Origin of the sequence: Pseudomonas wadenswilerensis (genome assembly GCF_900497695.1) — a bacterium.
GTDB classification, from domain to species: Bacteria; Pseudomonadota; Gammaproteobacteria; order Pseudomonadales; family Pseudomonadaceae; genus Aquipseudomonas; species Aquipseudomonas wadenswilerensis.
The window spans coordinates 342933-362635 of the sequence record NZ_UIDD01000007.1 but is presented as its reverse complement, the minus strand read 5'-3'; the positions used below and the strand labels follow the sequence as shown (position 1 = coordinate 362635).

Genomic DNA, 19703 nt, shown 5'->3' with positions numbered 1-19703 from the left:
CATGAACTATCTGCTGAGTCTGATCAACAGTGCGGTGGGCGACGAGCAACTGGCGCGCCTGTTGTTCGCGGGGGCCATCGGTTTGAGCGTAGTGCTCGCGGTGGCAACGCTGGTGTTGCTGGTGCAGGGGTTGCAAGACCCGGTACAGCGCCGTCTTTTGCTGATTAAACGCGGTCATGGCGGGGAGAGCTACGGGCAAAGCGCGCCCAGCAACCTGCAGCTGTTGCTGGAGCAAGTCGGCCAGCGCTTTTCTTCGGTAGAGGAGGGCCAGCCCTCGGCGACCCGAACGCTGCTGACCCATGCCGGCTATCGTTCGCACGCAGCGGTGCAGATGTACTGGGCGATTCGCCTGTTGTTGCCATTGGCCATGGTGGGCCTTACGGTGCTGGCATTGCCGCTGATTCCAAAACTGTCGCTGACCGTGGGCATCGTCGTGCTGATCACGGCGCTGGGTGTGGCGTGGCTGTTGCCGTCCATTTACGTCAACGCGCGCAAACAGGCACGGATGACCCGATTGCTCGTCGCCTTCCCGGATGCCCTGGACCTGATGGTGGTGTGTGTCGAGTCGGGCCTGGCCTTGCCCCAGGCGATCGAGCGGGTATCCGAGGAAATGGCGGTCAGCCAACCCGATCTGGCCGTGGAGCTGGCGCTGGTCAATTCCGAGATCCGCGCGGGGATCCCCAGTACCGAAGCGCTCAAGCGCCTGGCCGAACGTACCGGCCTGGAAGACATTCGCGGGCTGGTCAGCTTGCTCGCGCAGAGCATCCGCTTTGGTACCAGTGTCGGGGCCACCTTGCGTATCTACGCTGAAGAGTTTCGCGACCGGCGCACCCAGTTGGCGGAAGAGAAAGCGGCTAAGATCGGCACAAAACTGATGTTCCCACTGATTTTCTGCCTGTGGCCGAGCTTTTTCCTGGTGGCTATCGGCCCAGCAATCATTGGCGTGTTCAAGGTCTTCGGAAAGCTGTAAGCAGAGGCGGGCAAGCCTCAACGACATGGGGCCTCTGCCTCCAGCGGGTAAACCCGCTGGAGGCAGAGGCCCCATTGCTGTTAAGGGTTACTTCCTCTGTCCGCCGGAGTACTCCTTGTAGAACGGAGGGATGGGATGTTTGTAACTCTCCAGCCAGCGTTGCAGGCTCAGGTCGCGCTCGCTGGCCGCGGCTGTTTGCCGGATAGGCGAAGCGGCCTGACCGCGAGACTGCAGCAGTAACCAGGCTTCGGTTTCCTGCTGTTGTGGCGATGAAGGACCGGGTTCGATGGCCTGGGCGGCGAGCGGAAGAAGCAACAGTCCCAGGCAGCTGAGTATGTTCTGTTTCATCACTACCTCTGCGTTGTTGGCGGATTGACACCGGATGGCGACGGATCGAGCACCGTTGCTACCCGATCACTGGGTACTGCTACGGCCTTGGCCGAACTTTTGAGTTTTTCGGCGCGTACCTGGGCTTCGCTGACTTGCTCGGGGCTCAAGCCCATGCGACTGACCAACTCCGAGGCTTGCTTCCAGTTGCCTTGATAAATCAGCAAGGTCACCAGGTTGACGGCCGCCAACTGATCGGACTGCTTCAATTCCATGGCGGTAATGAACTCGAAACGTGCCTCTTTGAGTTTCAGTTGCTTGAGGTAGACCACGCCCAGGTCGTTGCGAATTTTCTCGTCAGTGGGGGACAGTTGCGCGGCCCGCTGCAAGTGCTTTAGCGCCTGCTCGGTGTCGGTGTGCGCGGCGGCCAACTGGCCCAGGCCGTGTTCCCCTTCGGCGGCGAGGCAAGTCCCCAGCAAACTGCGGTACAACGGCTCGGCCTCGTTTTGCCCAAGCATGCGGTAGATCTTGGCCTTGCGCAGGCGCACGGCCGCGAGGTCAGGCGGCAGGTTTTGCAGATTGGCCAAGCCTGCGTGCAACTTGCCGTCACTGATCATGTCATCGGCCATGCTCAGCGACAGCTCCTGATCCGGGCTCGGCTTGGCGCACGAGGCCGAGCCCATGCCCGACCATCGTGCGCCTCCATCGGTGGCGCAGCCGCTGAGCATCACCAGTCCCAACGCCGCAATCATTGTCTTCATGCTGTGCTCCTGCAATGTCCTGGTGCTCATTTCGACAAGCCGCTGAGCTTGTCGAAGTTACCGTCTTCGAGGAAATACATACGGAACCAGTTCGGGTCGTAATTACGCAGTTTTTCACCCGGCAATGTAGGCAGTCGGGCACCCGCCGCCAGCGGTTGTACCAGGCGCGGGGTCACGATCATCAGCAGCTCCTTTTCCTCGCGACTGATGGTGGAGTCGCGAAAGAACGCCCCAAGAATCGGAACGTCGCCCAGGCCAGGGAACTTGCTCACCGATGAGGTATTGGTCGAACTGATCAAGCCGCTGATCACGAAGCTCTCACCGTCAGCCAGGGAAATACTGGTGTCAGTGCGGCGCACCCTCAACCCGGGAACGATAAAGTCCTGGATCCTCACGCCGTTTTCATAGTCGAGTTCACTGACTTCCGGTGCCACCTTCAAGGCGATGCGATCGCGGCCAATGATGGTTGGCGTCAGGGTCAGGCGAATCCCGAACTCTTTGTACTCAATGGTGACCGTGTCGCTGCCACTGCTGGGTACCGGGATAGGTATCTCGCCGCCGGCCAGGAAGCTCGCACTCTGACCACTCAACGCCACCAGGCTCGGACGCGCCAGGGTGTAGGCAAAGCCACTGCCTTCGAGCGCGTTGATCAAGCCAAGCACGTTGCCGCCACCGAAACCGATATTGAAACTGCCGTTATCCAGCGGGATACGGGCTGCCGTGTTGCCAAGCTGGCCGGGCGACACGGTCACCAGGGGGACGGTGCCGGGGGAGCCAAACAGGAAACTGCCGCCTTTGCCGAAGATCGACGTGCTGGCCTCTTTCAATTTGGTACGGCTGACCTCGACAAAGCGGATATCGGTCTGTACCTGGCTGGGCAGCGTTGGGTCTTCCGAGGGCGGCATCACCGTGCTCACCAGCGAACCGGCCCCTTTGCCCTGGACAAACACCATGCTCTGGCGAGGTGAGCTGGAACATGCGGTCCAGACCATCAGGCTGGTAGCGCCGGGGGCAATACCGGTCACCAGGAAGTCTTTATTGTCATTGAGGTGCACGTCGGCGATTTTCGGATCGCCGACAGCCAATCGAGTGATGGCCACATCCGAGCTCATCACCGTTTGCATGCCTTCACCGACTTCGAGGACGGCGGGTAGGGGGGCTAGTGTTGCACAGTTGCCGGGGGCTGCCAGGGCCATGCTGGCAGGTAATCCAGTGAAAACCAAAGTCCACGCAGCTCGCTTGAGTACTTGCACGTAATCATTGTTCATTCACTGCTTCCTTGTCTGGTTTAGGTCCGCTTGTACGGATCGTTCACACCTATTGGTCGCCTGGCGATCCCGAGAGGGGACTGCTCTTTTGGTTTGAATAACTGTCGTTGTTATTTGACGTTAGCGCAGAAAGGTCAAAATGCTATGAATTGTAAAAAAACGATTTCCAGTAGCGCCCAGGCCACCCTAAACAGGAGGAGCAGGGGGGCTGTGGCTATCCACCAAAGCCCTTTTTATGCTCGTCACTTATAACTCAACTAAATAGTTATTTAGTTGAGTTATATTTTAAGCTTATAAGAGAGCAGGGCAGTAGAGTGCTTTCCGGCTCAGTCGTGTTCAACGGCCGCGTGGGGAAACTCCTCGCGCAAGGCCTGATTCAACCACTCGATAAACCACACGGCATCTTCCGAAAGTGGTTGTTGCGGTGTCAGTACTTGATAGGTTTCAAGTGCGACCGCCGCATCGGTACAGCGCACCAGGGAGCCGTCTGCCAGCTCATGCTTGACCAGCACATCGGTCGCCAGAGCAATCCCATGCCCACGTCGGGCCAGGTTCAAGGCAATGTCGTTGCTCATGTGCGAGGCATTGGACCTGACCTTGAGCGTTAACGTCAGCGCCGCGAACCAGCTGGTCCACCAGGTACCGTCGTCGACGTGGATCAGGTCACAGGTTGGCAGGTCCTGCACCTGGAGGGTTTCGCGCTGCAATTTCGCCAGGTACGCCGGCGAACAGACCGGGAAAACTGCAGGTTTGATCATGGTCAGAAATACCCCGGCGTGTTCACCTGGCAAGCCATAGCCAATACCCAGGTCGGCTTGACGGGCATCCACCGAAGTGAACGAGGCGTTGGGTTCGATGGCCAGCTTCAGGCCCGGCCGCAGGCTGCGCAAAGCGTCGATATGCGGCGTAAGCCAGCGCGAAGCGAACGCCGGCACGCAGAGGATGCGCAGCCAGCGTTCCTGTTGCCGGCATGCGATCTTCGAGCCGGCATCGGCCAGTATCTTCAGTGCCAGGGTCGCTGCCTGATGCAACTCAAGCCCGGGCGCGGTGAGGGTAACGCCGCGTGGTGTGCGCTCCAGCAGCTTTACGCCAAGCCAGTCTTCAAGGTTTTTCACGTGCCGGCCGATTGCGGGCTGGGTCACGTGCAGGGCCCGGGAAGCGGCGACATAACTGCCCAGGCGAGCAGCCGCCTCGAAGGCACGAATGGCATTGAGCGGAGGAAGCCGGTCGCTTGGCATGGCATTCACTGTTGTTAGTTTTTTTAATATCGACCCGGACTTTATTGTTCTTTTCCAGTTCCAGCAAGTTGATAAGCTCGAAAGCGACTGGCGGAAATTCATTGAACGTCGAGGAAGCGCTGATGTTACGCAGAACAATAAAAAAACAATCCACCCAGGCTTTTTCGGTGCTGGCACTGGCCATCGCCACACTGGGTTTAACTCATAGCAGCGCTAGCCTGGCAGCTGTCGCCCAAGCAGTAGACTGCGGCGTTCCGGGGCTGAAAGTCTGCCCGCAACCCTACGACGAAACGCTGCCCGATCCCCACAACATGCTGACCTGGGACCAGGCCACGCGGGTAGTGGGTTTTCGTAATACCTACCGCCTGTACGAAGGCGATGTATTCAGTAACCAAGGCGCCACACCATCGCCGTTAGCACCGGCCGGCAGCCCGATGCCAGCCATTCACTATGCAATGAACGGCAATAACTACAACATCGATAACTACATCGCCAACCAGAACGTCACCGCCCTGTTGATCCTCAAGGACGGCAAGATTGCCTACGAGTATTACGGCAAGGGCAATACCGAAAATACCCTGTGGACCTCGCGTTCAGTGGCCAAGTCAGTGGTCAGCGTGCTGGTGGGCGTGGCGATAAAGGAAGGCAAGATCAAATCGGTGGACGACAAGATCACCCTGTATATCCCTGAACTCAAAGGCACGGCGTGGCAAGACGTAACCTTGCATCAACTGATGCAGCACACCTCAGGCGTGATCTGGGATGAAAACTACGCATCACCTGACTCCGATTTTTCCCATATGACCCAGTGTGAGGCCAAGCCTGCGCCATACGACTGCGTGCTCAACCTGGTCAAATCGGTCAAACGCAAACCCGGGGTCAAGCCGGGCGAAGTCTGGTCCTATAACACCGGCGGCGCCTGGCTGGTGGGCCGCGTGCTGGAAAACGCCACGGGCATGACCATTGCCAAGTACCTGGAAAGCCGCGTGTGGAGCCGTTACGGCATGCAGCAGGATGGCATCTGGCACGCCTTGGTCAAAGACAAGGTCGACATGGGCGGCCACGGTTTCAACGCCGCATTGCGTGACTGGGGCCGCTTTGGCCAGTTTGTGCTCAGCGGTGGTCAGCTGCCATCCGGTGAGAAAATACTGCCGGATGACTGGATTGCACGTTCGACGCACTGGACGACTGCCAAGGGTTCGGTGACACCATCGGCACCTAATGGTCAGTACGGCTATCAATGGTGGTACTCGGCGCCGGCACCGGACGCCAATGCCGAGCCGAAGAAAACCGCCACCAGCGAGCAAACGTTCTGGGCGCTGGGGATTTACGGCCAGACCATCGCAATCAATCCAGCGGAGAAACTGGTGATGGTGCAGTGGTCGACCTGGAAGAACGCAGAGACACCAAGCTCGCTGTATGACGAGCAGGCGTTGTTCGTGAATGCCGTGAGTCAAGCGCTGGGCGCCGAGCACTGAAGTCGTAGAGGCTGGAGTCGGGTGGTGGCAGGATTGAAATCTGTCCTGCCACCACCCGCGTGCTTCTATAGTTGACTACGCATAATGTATATTATGTTAAATGAGGTGCTATGTTAGAAATGTTCATGAGGCTCGTAAAACACTGATTCGACTCGCGACTGCGGAAATTCGAGACTTTCCTTGCGAAACTCGCACGCACCTACGGTTAATTCGTAGAAATTTAGAACAGCCTCGCCCTAAAATTCTCAATTTCAAAATTTCCTCGCCCTAGGAGCAACCTTCAGATCGTATGTCTTGCGTGTTGAATCCAGCTAGGCTCTAGCAGCACGCATAAACCGGCGTATTACCAAGCAAAGGCGGCAACAATTGTGGCCGCCTCGATATGGCAGCCACAGTAAATCTCGACCCATCTTCCCGAGCGTAAATGCGTCAAACGTTCAATTTTTCAAACCGCTTGCGCAGGCTCGTCAATTCTCGACTCTTGCCGAACTTGTCGGCGATGACTTTCAAATCACTTTCACCCAGCGAAGCTGCATCGACAGTCTTAAGCACGGCCGAGGAGCCTAGCTGGTAAGCCAGCACGGCCAAGTGAGCCTTGACGGCCATCGATGCGCATCGAGGGAGATGAAGCAGCAATACTTTCGCGATATCGTAGCGCTGGGCCTGATCGCTAAAGCGCTCGGCTATTTGTTTAAGATCTGTAATGACGGCAGAGCCTGTCTCCGGAGCGTCAGCCAACTCAAGCAGGAGCACCGCCACCTCGAGCAACTCAAGATCATTCGGCCTCTCCGCCAGTGAAGTGATCTGACGCCACAAGCGACGACGACCATCGTCTGCGACGGCGCCAGCAAGCAGCGCCTGTTTGACGATTTGGAATGCCTGCTTGCCGAGAGATCTCGTCCAAAGTGTGAGACACTGGTCTGGCAAGTTCGACCTGCGAAGCTGTCCTTTGCCCAAAATCAGGTACGTCGCACCGACTTGCTCAACTGCAGTCAACTTGGTCGCAAGATTGCCCCACACCTTCTCCAAGCGCGCGATCTCCTCATCGCTGCTCCACTGGATAGTATCGGGCAACGCAGCCACTTGAGCCCCCGTAAATGTTGCTTTGCAGTTGACCAAGAACGTCTCTGCTTCCGCGGCATGGGTCTGCCAGACAGCGCAGGCCAGTGACGTCAGAACGCTTTGTTGAGCGGAGTCGACTATTCCGTCGTCGATCATGGATTGCAGAGACCGCAGCACGCCCGACTTGGCCTCCGCAGGATACGAAGTCATCGTGGAGATTGCGTCGTTGAAAATGCTCAGCGGCGTATAGCCCGGTGCGTTTTCTGCTGTAGGCCACGTCGTTGCGAAGAACTGATGGAGCAGGTTGAGAAGTGCTGGATAGCTGTTGGCTGTTTTGAAGGTGTCTCGCAGACAGGCACCAACCGTTGCCGGATCGCCGAAAAGGTAGATTTGGCTTAGGCTAGGGAGGATTGCTTTCAAGTCTTCGTCCCCTCGGTTGAGGAACGTCGGCAAGCGGCTCAATACAGCGTTCAAATGAGCCTGCAACTCAGGCTCCTTCCAGTAGCGCTCGGGGATCAGCATCGCCACCTGCTGGTAAATTTGAGAGAAGCGCGGAGACAGGGGCGCCCCTGTCGAACCCGTTTCGAGGAAGTTCGCTATAGCTGCTTTGACCGCCACTGGAAGCCGATCGTAGCACCGGAACATTGCCTCGCAGCATTTCAGTGGAAGCTTTTGAGCTAGTGATTCTGCCCAAGATTCAGAAACTGTGGCCAAAAGACTGCCATCTCGCCGTATCACGCCTTCATAGAGCGGTACCGCATAATCCGCATAGTGCTCACCCGCCAGATTCTGAGCCAGTGCCGCCAGACGCGCTTTGACTTCGTCATCCAGTTCGTCAAACCGACTGCTGGCGCACTGCATCAACCACTTGAAACCCCGGTCGAAGTCAATCTCTGGTTCGGGATGTTTGATGAGCAGGTCAATGACTATGCTCATACAAATCAACAACGCCTCACTGCTCATCAGTTTTTGATGCTGCTCAATAACGGCAAATGCACAGGCGCTCAACTCAACTTCCGGTAGCGTCAGATAACCACCAATGATCTGCCACAGTTCTGCTCTGCTCTCTTCCCCGGCCTGAGCCATTTCTTCAAACTGCGCGGTTACACGGGACGCCGCACGCTTCATGTCAATGTCCTTGCCCCGCCCCGCCTCTACTTCGATACCCAGGAGGGTGACGTAATCAACGCCCAATGTCTTCATCAGCATGGTTTCATGACTGACGATCCAGCTTTCAAGCGTACTGAAAGGAAATGAGTACGACACACCAGCGACAGTGATGTTGCGCTCCTGAAGCCATTTCACGAACGTGCGATCCTGCGTTGCAGAAAGGCCATGCTCTTCCCGCACCGGCAGAATAATCTCCACAGCCCCGGCGGCCATGGATTTTGCGTCATCCAGGCTCGGGGTCTGCATGTTCTCAAGGCTCAACCCAAACTGTTTATCGACCGTACATACATCCGCAACAAGCGCCGCGGCGACTTGACGCTGATCATCACGATTGGCGCTCTTTAGAACAGAAGCAATCTTGGAGACCCCGATCATGGATCTCAGATCGCTCGAAGCGGCTAGCTCGGTACACAGCGGACCGAGTACCAAACGCACAGTACGCTGGGGTAGATCACCCATGAGGTTTGCGAGGACACGCAGGGCATTATGTCGACGGCTCACCGATTCCAGGTGCAGGTCGCTGACCATCTGGTGCAGCAGATGCGCCTGGTCGTCATTGAGCACGATCTTGTCGGCACGCGGGGAAAGGTGTTCAACGATGCCTTTCGTGTCACCCGACATCAAGAGGCCATAGATCACGCTGGTGCCTGCACCAAACTTGCGACTGATGGGGTCTTCCGACAAGAGCAAGAGACTCTGCAGCGAATCAGGCCAGCGGATTCCGACGAGGCTCGACAAGAATTGACGAAGCTCTCTGCATCCTTCCCTGATTCTTGTTGTTTTTCCGTCCTTGCCATCATCTTCGAGCATTACGTACCGCTTGAGCAGCAGTGGCCGTGTGTCTGAAGGAAGCTCAAGGATTGATACATCATGCACGAGCACTGACGTCAGCCGACTCAGTAGTTGCGGGTCATCCTGTAGGTCTCGATGGCATCCCTTTAACATCAAATCCCGCAAAGATTCGGCTGCAGAAACTCCCAACATACAGGAGTATCATGCCGCGAACGGAACATTGAACCAGGTGTATACGGTCTGTAGCCGATTCTATGAGTTTCAAGTTGAAGACGGCTTCGCCCAAACTAACCCATTTCGGCTGCTTAAAAAAGGTAACCGATTCTCCACGCAAGAACTTGAAGTTTCTTCTTCACGGGCACTCACGCCGTTGCAATGGGACTTTGTACTGGATACCGTTGAGGAGATGGCGAATGTCGAGCCTGAGCGGCATGAGCGAACACTATTTATTGTTGCCACGCTGTTCGCTATGTACCTGCGCGTTTCGGATCTCGCGGGACGAAAGAACTGGAAACCCACCATGGGTGACTTCCGCTTAGATGATGAAGGCAACTGGTGGTACCACGCGATTGGCAAAGGCAACAAGTCGGCTAAGATTGCGGTGCGAGACATCTACGTGGAGCGCTATTTAAAGCGTTATCGGCGATTCCTGGGTCTCCCCGAATTACCTCATCCGGGAGAAAGCACGCCGCTGATAAAAACGCTCAATGGTCGAGCTGGCTTGTCTGACCGACAGATCCGCGCCCTCCTCCAAGCTGTTTTTGATAAAACCTTGGAGAGGATGCGCAACGAAGGCCGCGCTAATCATGAGATGGAAAGTCTGCGCTGTGCTTCTGCGCACTGGCTGCGTCACACCTCAGCTACGTTTGACGCCCCGCTACGCAACCCTAAGGACCTGCAGGAGGACTTGCGTCACAGCAACCTCAGTACGACCCAGAACACCTATTATCATTCGCATGACCAAGAGCGCGCTCATTCGGTCAAGCGCATCGGCATGCGAGATCGCGGTTGAGCTTGAATTGCCTAGTCGTCGATGGCCAGCTTGCCGTCCAACATGGATCGAAACCATTTTCTAGGAGCCAACAGTGAAAATTACCGGCTTAGTCAAGGTTGAGGCCATTACTGACGTCAGTTGTGACGTCTGCGGTTGTTCTACGCGCATGACTGCTGGCGGTTACCAGTATGGGACCCTCCAAGCCCATTGGGGTATGGCAGCGACCACGACGGACAGCGATTTGAGGTACACCTCTGCGAGCACTGCTTTTTTCAGACCTTGGCGTACATTAAGCAAGAGCGACGCGTTCAGCACACGTTCAGTCTGGAATCGTCAGGTGAGACTGATGATTTGGGCCTGGTTGCCCAGGACGATTACTTCGAGGACACAGGCCGGCGTTGATTGGTCGACCATTGACCAGCCAGCGGAGAGGTTTCCGTGAAAGTGAGCAACTTGAGCCCACTCTTCGCCTGGCCTCGCCCTTATGAGCGGGCTTCCGAGAGTGCCGGTCACTTTGGGCAAACGGTCGACCAGGACTAGCGTTAAAAAGAAGCCGAATAAGCGGTGATCTATCTCTCGGCGGCCAAATCAGAATTGGCTCGTGGTATCCCCTCCCCCTAATGCTAAGGGAGCGTCTCGCAGAATGCGTGTAACTCGAAAGGCGAGGATTGTTTCCCGCCGAGAGGCCATTTTTCAGTCCAAGGCACAATCCAGGGTCATGGCCAGCGGAGACTGGCTCACCTGGCCAGAGCTAAATGCGCTGTTGCCGGCGGTGGCTAAGGGGCGGAGCGACAGCTCTCCTGGCCGGTATTTAGAAGGTGCGATATTCTCTATTAACTACGAAGGGGTGGAGTATTTCCCACGTTACGCCATCGAATCACGCACCTTGGTTATAGCGCCGCAGGGAATGCAGCGCGTCATAGCTGTGCTGGCCACCAGGATGAGTGGCTGGGGCATGGCTTTATGGTTCGAATCATCCAATTCGTATTTGGGGGGTAAGCTGCCGAAGGACGTCATATCCTCCGACCCCGACACGGTTGTCAAAGCCGCTCTGGACGAGATAGGTGGCAGTTCGCATGGGTAGCACTGCTAGGGGTTGGAGGCTTGGCCGATGAGTGCGCCTCGCTCGCTATACCTGAGAGACAAAACCGCATTATTTAGCTACGCCCTCCTCCATCCATGCTCCCAGCCTGCAGTCTTCGCCAGTGCTAGTCAGGAATCTTCCACGATTCTCGACACGGTGTCCTGTACAGGCCAATGGAAAAACGGGGAGCAGCGGCGGTGGCCATAGGCATTTGGATGTAGAAGGGGCCACCTTAGCCATGGAATGATCTACGCATGACTACGCTGCTCCCCGAAGCGGGTTTCAGTGAGCAGCGATGGTAGTCGATTCAGGGCGGCATGAATACTATAGCGCTCATTTTCGGAGCCGGATCGACGGTCAAGGCTTGAGCGCCTCTTTTTTCACCTGTTTGATCAGCCCGTCGAATCCCACATCCGGGTTCTGGATAAGGTACGCAGATACGATGAGGCTAAGTGGGTGGATACCTATGCGGCCGGCCAGCTCTTCAATTTTTTGAATAGTCGGCGACTTGAGTCCGCGTTCGAGGGAGCTTACGTAGGTTCGACTACTGACTACGGCGAAATCTTCCTGGGTCAGGTCGTGAAGAATGCGCATGCGCCGCAGTGCCTCACCCAGGGATTCACGGATTTCCATCATCATTCCTCAGAAAAGGAATGATGAAGCGCTATCGAATACGATAGGGCTACAATCTATAGTGTTCATTGTGGGATAATTTGAGGTTTACAGCCCTGGTGACTGGTCGCCTAGGGGTATGCAGCGCTCAGTGGAGCCCGTTTTGATCTATTTGTCCGAATCTCACACCCGTACTGTCCGTACGGGTTCCTATTGTGAAATTGAAGGGATGTGCTTTTGGGTAACCTTGCGGCCGCTTTTCAACGGTGAAAGCGAGCGCGCAGCTGTTGTGGAAGATGCCTACGAACTCAACGTCTTTCTCTCCCAGGCAACAGGCGTCGAGATCGCGCAGGTACAAATGCTATGCCCTCCATCCATCAGCGGACGTCCGCACTGGAGCCTGGAAGAGCTTCGTAAAATTGTGATTCACCGTGGGCTTGAGTGCTCGCAAAGCGCAGTGATTTACGAGACCGCGGTGGCCACCTACAAATTAGGGGATCTCGATTTACGCCTGCGGAAACGGTCACACGCGTTGTACTCGGCGCGAAACCTGAAAGCGCGGATCACCAGCGCGGCCCCTCCACCTAAGTCTGCTGACGAACCTCAGTTGTACGCGCACTTTTGATGCAGGAACGCCCACCGTTGTGGATCGGTGAAGTCTGTCCACAATACGGCTTCGGCTTTCCGAGCGTGAGCCTTGCTTTTTCGGCACGAGGCCCCCGAATTGGCTGTTCACTTTCGATGGCGCCAGCAGCCGTTCTCCTGACAGCCTTCCCTGCCCCACGCTAGGATGAGGAGTACCCATGGACACCCTAGCAAAAGCCGCTGAGGCACTGCGGTCTGCGCAACATATCATGGTGTTTACCGGCGCGGGCATTTCTGCCGGCAGTGGCATTCCGACTTTCCGCGACCGACTGACCGGGTTGTGGGAGCGCCAAGACCCGCAGCGTTTAGAAACTGCGAAGGCATTCCGGGAGAATCCGGCGCTGGTTTGGGGCTGGTACCTATGGCGGCGGCAGCAGGTCATGCAAGCGCAGCCCAACGCGGCACATCAGGCGATCCATCGGTTATCTGGCAGCGGTCGAAGTGTGACTGTGGTGACTCAGAACGTTGATGATCTCCACGAGCGGGCGGGCAATCAAGACGTGCGTCATCTCCATGGCAGCTTGATGGTCCCCAAATGTTTCGCCTGTCATCGCTTTGTCGCGGAGTCGCTGGTTTTCCCAATCATCCCAGCGGAGGGCGCATTTATAGAACCGCCCCGCTGCCGTCGATGCAACGGTCGCTTGCGTCCTGCTCTGGTGTGGTTTGGCGAGGATCTTCCGCCAGGCAAATGGAAAACCGCCAATCGAGCAGCACGACAGTGTGATGTGTTGCTTTCAATTGGCACGTCTGGCGTGGTCCGGCCTGCTGCTGACTTACCAGATATAGCGTTGGAGTCTGGAGCAGTAGTCATACACGTCAATACTCTAGATGTATCCATGAACGGGCCGAGTGAAATCATGCTGATAGGCCCCGCCGAGAAAGTACTGCCACATCTGATTGCTCTAGCGCTGCCGAACTGAGTCATGGCAGCGCTTAAGTGTTCGACAGCAACCCACCACGACAAGGGCTTGCCTTTTTGGTACGGGCGGGAATGAAACCATGACCATTATCTAACCGGCGAGGAGGAAGCTCTAAGAACGCGCTAAAACTTTATCACTAGGCTTGCATTAAGGACTCAAGCGGCAAATGGCATTTACCCCGTACATCAACAAGACGCTCCTCTCCCTTGGTGATCAGCGACGCGACGATATCCATGCTCGCCTTGGTGTCAGTGAACGCACTACGCACAGCCTGCTGAGCCAGATGTGTAGAGAGGGGCTGATCACTTTGGAGCGTCGCCAACCGGTATCCCTCAAGCTTTCGCGGCACTCAATAGATTTTCTATTTCCGTCTCTCTGGTAGCTCAGACTGACCCCGAGCATTGCTGGTTATCGAGTAACTAATTCAAAGCCAAGCCGTTGAAGCGTGGTTCGCTCGGAGGCTTTCAATTTCCTCACTGCCCAGACCAAAAGTTTTTTGGGTCGAGAGCTCGCGACATAAGCGAGCCTTGCCGTTTCCGAGTTCTTTGTCACTAATCCAATCTGCCCAACGTGACTGATCCCCGCGACGGGAAGCTGAGACCAGCATAGTGGCTTCGCGGGTTTCACCTTTGACCTCATGTAACGTCGCCAGCCGAGTGCGGCGCTGATGCAGTGCCACTAACGGAAGTCTCTGAGTGACCAGTCGCTCAGAGAGTCCAGCGGGGAATGTAACCCGAGTCTCGCCAATGGTGTAATTGCCGCAGCAATATCCGCGCTGACAAAGGCCTGCATTGGCAGTCCATTCAGAATGACCTTGGCAACGTGAGCGGCGTTTCAAAATTACGCTCAACTCGACCAGCAAACTTGCGCCAATACGATACAGTCATGCCTATTACGTCCTTGTCTACCACTAAGAATTAGCTTAAAGCTGAACAGAGCGCGCCACAGTGCACCCCATCGCATCAATTTAAAAATGGTACTTTTCGAATCGCCGCTTGAAAGCCTCTGCTGACCCTTCCATGATATTTAATACTGCATTGGCGGTATCAGACTGATCGAGCCCGCCTACGGCTAACCGCTCTCCGCGGCCGTTTTTAATATCCAGTGCAAAGATCAAATCAGTGTCAGCATTGACGGGTAGATTGGCATTATGGGTAGCCAAAATCAGTTGCAGACGATTCTTGACCTTACGCAGCAAGGGCACTAGCTCATGGTAGATAAAGTTCGAATCAAGCTCGTCTTCTGGCTGGTCGATGACGATAGGGCCATCACCCTGCGCCAGTAACAGCTTCAGCACGGCCGTGTTCCGCTGTCCCTCTGAAAGCGCACGACTTTGAATGCTTCCGACTAGAGTGCCATCGGCGCGGTACAGTTCTAGATCAACCTGATCCTCGATGCGAGTCAGCCAGCACATCCACGCCGAAGTAACGACGACCTTACCATTACATACATGCATCAGAGAGCTGGATGGCTTCTGCTTGAAGCAATCCAGCTCTTCCAGTACGGCCGTTGCGCAGCGATCGCAAAGCGGACCTGCCGGCGGGACGCCGACCTGGTACCAGCGTTGGTCCCGCATTCGGTGCAGTCAGCTGCACGAACTCGCTGTTTCGTTTCCAGCCGCCTACAGGCGTCCTCCCAGCTTTCGCCAGGACGTGCGCCCGCCTGTATCTGCACGTCAGTGAGTGTGTATTGCGACACACGGCCTCCTACAAATCGGCGCCAGCACCTGATCGAGGCCTGGCTGTGCCGATCACGGCATTAAGTCACAACATCACAAAAGGGGCGGTGCGCGTTTATTCGGCCAAGCGTCCCGGTCCCAGGACGAGGTCGGCAGAACTGCGCGCACGATGCTGCGCTACAACTCAGTCGTCATAGTGTTTGAAGCATTGCATAATGGTGAGTACGTCGGCCTCGTAAAAGTAGACCAGGCGGTGTACTTGGGTAATGCGGCGGGACCAGAGGCCAGCATAGTCGCCCTTCAAGGCTTCAGGTTTGCCGGTGCCTTTGAAGGGAGTGCGGCGGCACTCGTTGATCAGTCGATTAATGCTCTCGTGAATTTGAGGATCTGCTTTCAGCCAGTGGCAGTAGTCATCCCAAGCTTCGTCGGACCATTTCAGCCCTGCGATCTTGCGGGCTTCATCTTTGTTGCTCTGCTTCTTCTTGCTCATTGGTGATCAATTCCTTGGTAACGGCTTTGCCGGCCCGGAGCTGAGCAATGGATGAGCGAAGGCGTGAGGCGTTCTTTGCCGAGGACGTTAGGTACAGTGTCTCGGTCAGTCCGTTGTAATCCTCCAGGGAGAGCATTACGACGGGTTCGCCACGCTGGCGCGTAATGATGGCAGGTTCGTGGTCCCGGCACACATCATCCATTGTCTGCTTCAGTTCGGCGCGAGCCTGGCTAAAAGTCAGTACGTGCATTTCTTTGAAGTCCTTGCTGGGCATGCCCAGACCAGGTGGATACCCCTTAAAGGCGACTGCACGCCGCCTTTAAGGGGTGAGAGATCAATTGGTCATCAGGTCCGCGTCCTTGAACGCGAACGGACCATGTGATGGATAAGCTTTCTGTGCCATGACGTCTATACGACATCTTAAAAAGGTACAGAAGCAAAAGGCCACCTTTCGCTCCAGTGGCAATTATATGGTACAAAACGTCGTACAATCTTGGCAAGGCATATTTTACTGTACGCCACCTAGCTTTCTAAACATCCGCCCTTGGATTTGGCTGCCTTCAGCTGCGTGGTTTTGCAGCAGCTCCCGCACACAGCTCGCATTGCTCCTGAGCGCGTTTTGCTTGAGCGGCCCGCCACACCGACACTTGTTAGCCTCCAGGAAGCTGGCCATCGCTGCGTTGATAGCTGCTCTGTTGTTGCGCCTTTGCCCTTCTCGTACAGGCCATACACCAGCGCGCCGGCAGCGGTCTTGCTCATGCGCAGGCTGAGCCTGGTACGGCGGATGTTGTCCGGTGTGGGTTGCAGCTCCGGCCTGATCGTCATACCTCACCACTGTTGTCCAATGCCGCGATCTGGGTCGCGCTGTCAGCCATGGCTGCACACTGCGCTTTGGTCTTCTCCAGCGCCCAGGCATAGCGTGCGCCTAGCTCATCCTGGGACACAACCGTGGCCACAGGAACTACCGGCCCAATATTCATGCTGAAGATCCGGCCCAGCAGGGTCAGGTACGGCAGCTGGTCGCCTACCTTCACCTCTATGCTGTCGTCTTTGTTGATCTTCACCCCGTTGAACAGGCCAAGCACTGCGCTGGGGGCCTTTTATAGACGCCTTGCGGCTCGAATCGGAAAAGCCAAAGCAGTCACCACCACCGCCCGAAAGATTGTGATCCTGTTCTACAACGCCATGCGTTTCGGCATGAGTTATCGAGATCCGGGAGCGGATCAATACGAACAGAGATATCGGGAGAGAGTAGTGAAAGGCCTGCATCGGCGTGCGGCTGAATTTGGCTACACTCTTCAACCGGCAGAGGGTGTTTCTTAGGAAGGCCACCGCGCTCTTGATGGCCGGGGAGCACGAGCGTTCGCGTTAATTGATCAACTTCGTTCTGAAGAGGCTGTTGATCTGTTGTGCTCGGTATTTGAAGTCACTCCATCTTCCTATTACGCGCACTGCCGCAAGCGCCGATCTCCGGACGTTTAGCGGTTGGTTTTACGTAGCTGCGTGAACGAGCTGCTCACTCAAAGCCGCAGCGCAGCGGGCATCTGCTGGGCTGAGGCCGTAGGAGAGGCGCAATTTTTTGCCTCCAGTTCAAAGGATGAAGTCAATGGCGAAATACAAAGTTGAGCAATTTTCGAGCACGATCAAGGACAACGGTCGTGGCTGCGACAAAATGCCACGACAGTGCTGCTGCAGAGAGCGTTTTCCAGTTATTGAAGCGGGAGCGAGCTCGACGAAAGATCTACGGAACACGTGAAGAAGCCCGCAGTGATTTTCGATTACATCGAGATGTTCAATAACTCTAAACGCCGGCACAGCAGTGCCATGCAGCTGTCGGCAATAGAGTATGAGAAACGCTATTTCCTGAGCTTAGAGAGTGTCTAGGAAACCAGGAGCGATTCAAACCTCGGCGGGTGGAATTTGGAGATTTTGCAAAAGCAGGAAGCCTTCTTCAGGACTTTCTCAAAGCTTCTACCTTAAGTCATTAACATATTGAAACATTTAGCGAAAAAATTTTCAAAGCCCCAAAAAAACCGCTGTGTTATCCTTTCTAAACGCACGCCCTTCGTAGGACTTGCAATACATTTAGACTTTGCGTAAGAACCAGAATTTCCCCTCAAGTTTTTGCTCTATCGAAGCTCTATCCCAGCCCATCGGTTAACTAATTTTAACCTTCGCTGTAACGTTTACCCCTCGACGCACTCAGTTAATTTGCCACAGCCAAACGATATTGGTCGCTCCTGCATTAGATCAGAAGTCTTCATTCCGTAAACTTAAGCCCAATTACTCGATACTACTATCGGTGACCCTCAATACTCATAGAGTGGCACTAAGGCCGAAATCACTAGTCGATCCCGCCTTTCGTAGATCATCTATACACATTGAGTTCTCTTAACCGTAAGGATGCCAAGTGCACCATTCATCACGCACTGAACACCCATTTTCCACCAGCGTCCGTACCTTGTGCCTCGGGTCATTACTGGGCCTGTTGCATATCGCGCCAGCGCATGCCGACGGCTTCCTTTCCGGCCAAGAGACCCTACGTTTGCAACAACAGCAACAACGAGACGTGCAGCAGTTGCAACTGGAGCAGCGCCAGCGGCAGATGCAGCGCGGCAGCTTCAGTAGCACCCCGGCCACGCCCACCCTGCCGGAGCAGACCGCCAGCGACAGCCGCTGCTGGCCCCTGATCGGCACCCGCATCGGTGGCGTCAGTCTGTTTGCCAAGACCCGGCTCAATGACTACATCAAGCCGTACGTGGCGCCGTGCATGGGGGGCAATCAGATCAACCAGCTGCTGGCAGCCATCACCCGTCTCTACGTCGAGGCCGGCTACATCGCCAGCCGCCCCTACCTGGCCAGCACCCCGGCTGCCGGCCACAGCCTGGATATCCTGGTGGAAGAAGGCTACGTCGAAACCATCGAACTGGCCGACCAGAGCCTGCCAGTCTCATTGGGCGGGGCTTTCCCGGGCATGCTCGGCAAGCCCCTGAACCTGCGAGACCTGGAGCAGGGCCTGGATCAACTGAACCGCCTGCGCTCCCTGGACCTGACCGCCGACATCGCCCCAGGCAGCCAGCCCGGTGCCTCGCGGATCATCCTGCGTTCGCGCAGCAGCGCCGCGCGCTGGGGCCTCGGGCTGGGTGTGGATAACCTCGGCAGCGCCAGCACCGGCCGCGACCGGCAGTTGATCAACCTCAATCTGGACAGCCCGTTGCAGATCAATGACGCGCTGAACCTGAACTACAGTGACACCCTCAATCACGGCCCGCGCTACAGCCGCAGCAGCAGCCTGTTCTACTCGGTGCCCTACGGTTATTGGACCTACAGCCTGTTCGCAAGCCACGCCGAATACCGCGCCCCGCTCAAGCTGGTCCGCACCACCCTGTACAACAGCGGCCGCACCGACATGGTCAGCGGCCGCGCCGACCGGGTGCTGTGGCGCGACCAGAGCCACCAGCTCAGCGCCAACCTGCAACTGGCCTACAAGGATGTGGACAGCTACCTGCAAAAAGCCCACCTGCAGATCCAGAGCCCGACCCTGACCGTGGCCGAGGCCGGGCTCAACCTGTTCTGGCTCAACAGCGCGGTATGGAACTTGGATGTCAATTACGCCCAGGGCCTGACCTGGTTCGGCGCCGATCGCGACTCGCAACAGCTGCAACGCAACCTGCCCCAGGCGCAGTTCCGCAAGTACCGCGCCGGCCTCAGCCAGTGGCGCAACGGCCAGTGGGGCGAGCAGCGCTGGCAATGGCAGAGCCAGCTCTCGGCCCAGTACAGCCCGGACCCGCTGCCGGCCATCGAGCAACTGCTGGGCACCGACGATTCCGCGGTGCGCGGCTACCGCATCAACAGTGCCTCCGGCGCCATCGGCGCGGTCTGGCGCAACACCCTGCGCCTGCCCCTGAACAGCGACCTGCCGGTCAAGATCACCCCACGCCTGGGCCTGGACAACGGCTGGCTCAAGGCCGAGCACGGCGCCCAGAGCCGCCATCTCGGCGGTGCCGGCCTGGGCCTCAACCTGGCGTGGAAAAAACTCCAGGTCGACCTGGATTACCAACGCAGCCTCACCACCCCGCAGGGCTTTCGCACGGAGCCGGAAGTCTGGCTGGCCAGGCTCAGCCTGCAAATTTAAACCACCACTGATTAGCCTGAAACCAACGACAAACCTGAGCGCTATTAAGTTCTGCACCCGATAGAGCAATGCCAGGCTC

The 19703-nt window shown here is 56.5% G+C and carries 16 protein-coding genes and 4 pseudogenes; 10 read left to right on the top strand and 10 right to left on the bottom strand.

The window, feature by feature from the left end; genetic code table 11:
- Nucleotide 1: 1 nt before the first annotated feature.
- Nucleotides 2–970, top strand: coding sequence for a type II secretion system F family protein (locus tag CCOS864_RS12770; RefSeq protein ID WP_115086640.1), 969 nt, complete (start codon nucleotides 2–4; stop codon nucleotides 968–970).
- An 87-nt stretch (nucleotides 971–1057) separates the two neighbouring features.
- Here CCOS864_RS12770 and CCOS864_RS12765 read toward each other — a convergent pair whose 3' ends face one another.
- The 4 genes from CCOS864_RS12765 to CCOS864_RS12750 all read right to left on the bottom strand — a co-directional run bounded on the left by CCOS864_RS12765 (nucleotide 1058) and on the right by CCOS864_RS12750 (nucleotide 4564).
- The gene (locus CCOS864_RS12765; protein WP_115086639.1) at nucleotides 1058–1318 is read right to left on the bottom strand and encodes a DUF3613 domain-containing protein; all 261 of its coding nucleotides are present in this window, start codon (nucleotides 1316–1318) and stop codon (nucleotides 1058–1060) included.
- 2 nt (nucleotides 1319–1320) lie between these two features.
- Nucleotides 1321–2058, bottom strand: coding sequence for a tetratricopeptide repeat protein (locus tag CCOS864_RS12760; RefSeq protein ID WP_115086638.1), 738 nt, complete (start codon nucleotides 2056–2058; stop codon nucleotides 1321–1323).
- A 26-nt stretch (nucleotides 2059–2084) separates the two neighbouring features.
- Nucleotides 2085–3326, bottom strand: a complete 1242-nt coding sequence (locus CCOS864_RS12755; RefSeq protein ID WP_115086637.1) for a type II and III secretion system protein family protein — start codon at nucleotides 3324–3326, stop codon at nucleotides 2085–2087.
- 326 nt (nucleotides 3327–3652) lie between these two features.
- The gene (locus tag CCOS864_RS12750; protein ID WP_115086636.1) at nucleotides 3653–4564 is read right to left on the bottom strand and encodes a LysR substrate-binding domain-containing protein; all 912 of its coding nucleotides are present in this window, start codon (nucleotides 4562–4564) and stop codon (nucleotides 3653–3655) included.
- Nucleotides 4565–4686: 122 nt separating this feature from the next.
- Here CCOS864_RS12750 and CCOS864_RS12745 point away from each other — a divergent pair, with 122 nt between their 5' ends.
- Entirely contained in the window at nucleotides 4687–6042 is a 1356-nt protein-coding gene (locus tag CCOS864_RS12745; RefSeq protein WP_244211913.1) for a serine hydrolase domain-containing protein, read from the top strand.
- Nucleotides 6043–6471: 429 nt separating this feature from the next.
- Here CCOS864_RS12745 and CCOS864_RS12740 read toward each other — a convergent pair whose 3' ends face one another.
- On the bottom strand, nucleotides 6472–9084 hold the full coding sequence (locus CCOS864_RS12740) for a hypothetical protein (protein ID WP_115086635.1): 2613 nt from the start codon (nucleotides 9082–9084) through the stop codon (nucleotides 6472–6474).
- A gap of 202 nt (nucleotides 9085–9286) precedes the next feature.
- Between CCOS864_RS12740 and CCOS864_RS12735 the strand changes: the two genes are divergently transcribed.
- Nucleotides 9287–10078, top strand: a complete 792-nt coding sequence (locus tag CCOS864_RS12735) for a tyrosine-type recombinase/integrase (protein WP_244211912.1) — start codon at nucleotides 9287–9289, stop codon at nucleotides 10076–10078.
- Nucleotides 10079–10703: 625 nt separating this feature from the next.
- Entirely contained in the window at nucleotides 10704–11144 is a 441-nt protein-coding gene (locus CCOS864_RS12725; protein ID WP_115086634.1) for a hypothetical protein, read from the top strand.
- A 357-nt stretch (nucleotides 11145–11501) separates the two neighbouring features.
- On the opposite strand, the gene CCOS864_RS12720 is transcribed toward CCOS864_RS12725, so the two are convergent.
- A complete protein-coding gene (locus CCOS864_RS12720) occupies nucleotides 11502–11777 on the bottom strand; it encodes a helix-turn-helix domain-containing protein (RefSeq protein WP_115086633.1) in 276 nt (91 codons plus the stop codon).
- A 142-nt stretch (nucleotides 11778–11919) separates the two neighbouring features.
- Here CCOS864_RS12720 and CCOS864_RS12715 point away from each other — a divergent pair, with 142 nt between their 5' ends.
- From CCOS864_RS12715 to CCOS864_RS28430, 3 genes and pseudogenes are all read left to right on the top strand, one after another.
- Nucleotides 11920–12381 (top strand): hypothetical protein, encoded by a 462-nt coding sequence (locus tag CCOS864_RS12715; protein WP_208644375.1) that lies wholly within the window; start codon nucleotides 11920–11922, stop codon nucleotides 12379–12381.
- A 178-nt stretch (nucleotides 12382–12559) separates the two neighbouring features.
- On the top strand, nucleotides 12560–13321 hold the full coding sequence (locus tag CCOS864_RS12710) for an SIR2 family NAD-dependent protein deacylase (RefSeq protein ID WP_115086631.1): 762 nt from the start codon (nucleotides 12560–12562) through the stop codon (nucleotides 13319–13321).
- Between the two features lie 184 nt (nucleotides 13322–13505).
- Nucleotides 13506–13703: pseudogene (locus tag CCOS864_RS28430) on the top strand (Fic family protein); the annotation flags it as partial.
- Between the two features lie 585 nt (nucleotides 13704–14288).
- On the opposite strand, the pseudogene CCOS864_RS12695 reads toward CCOS864_RS28430, so the two are convergent.
- From CCOS864_RS12695 to CCOS864_RS12680, 4 genes and pseudogenes are all read right to left on the bottom strand, one after another.
- A pseudogene (locus tag CCOS864_RS12695) lies at nucleotides 14289–14726 on the bottom strand (AAA family ATPase); the annotation flags it as partial.
- Nucleotides 14727–15183: 457 nt separating this feature from the next.
- Nucleotides 15184–15489, bottom strand: a complete 306-nt coding sequence (locus CCOS864_RS12690; protein ID WP_115086630.1) for a Txe/YoeB family addiction module toxin — start codon at nucleotides 15487–15489, stop codon at nucleotides 15184–15186.
- Nucleotides 15458–15739, bottom strand: a complete 282-nt coding sequence (locus tag CCOS864_RS12685; protein ID WP_115086629.1) for a type II toxin-antitoxin system Phd/YefM family antitoxin — start codon at nucleotides 15737–15739, stop codon at nucleotides 15458–15460. The genes CCOS864_RS12690 and CCOS864_RS12685 overlap by 32 nt, the downstream gene beginning before the upstream one ends.
- 571 nt (nucleotides 15740–16310) lie before the next feature.
- Nucleotides 16311–16574, bottom strand: a complete 264-nt coding sequence (locus tag CCOS864_RS12680) for a hypothetical protein (protein WP_167458888.1) — start codon at nucleotides 16572–16574, stop codon at nucleotides 16311–16313.
- On the opposite strand from CCOS864_RS12680, the pseudogene CCOS864_RS28915 reads away from it, so the two are divergent.
- From CCOS864_RS28915 to CCOS864_RS12665, 3 genes and pseudogenes are all read left to right on the top strand, one after another.
- A pseudogene (locus CCOS864_RS28915) lies at nucleotides 16558–16812 on the top strand (IS110 family transposase); the annotation flags it as partial. The gene CCOS864_RS12680 and the pseudogene CCOS864_RS28915 sit on opposite strands and share 17 nt — an antisense overlap.
- Before the next feature lie 350 nt (nucleotides 16813–17162).
- A pseudogene (locus CCOS864_RS12670) lies at nucleotides 17163–17373 on the top strand (IS3 family transposase); the annotation flags it as partial.
- A 526-nt stretch (nucleotides 17374–17899) separates the two neighbouring features.
- Nucleotides 17900–19624, top strand: a complete 1725-nt coding sequence (locus CCOS864_RS12665; RefSeq protein WP_115086627.1) for a ShlB/FhaC/HecB family hemolysin secretion/activation protein — start codon at nucleotides 17900–17902, stop codon at nucleotides 19622–19624.
- Nucleotides 19625–19703: the final 79 nt, after the last annotated feature.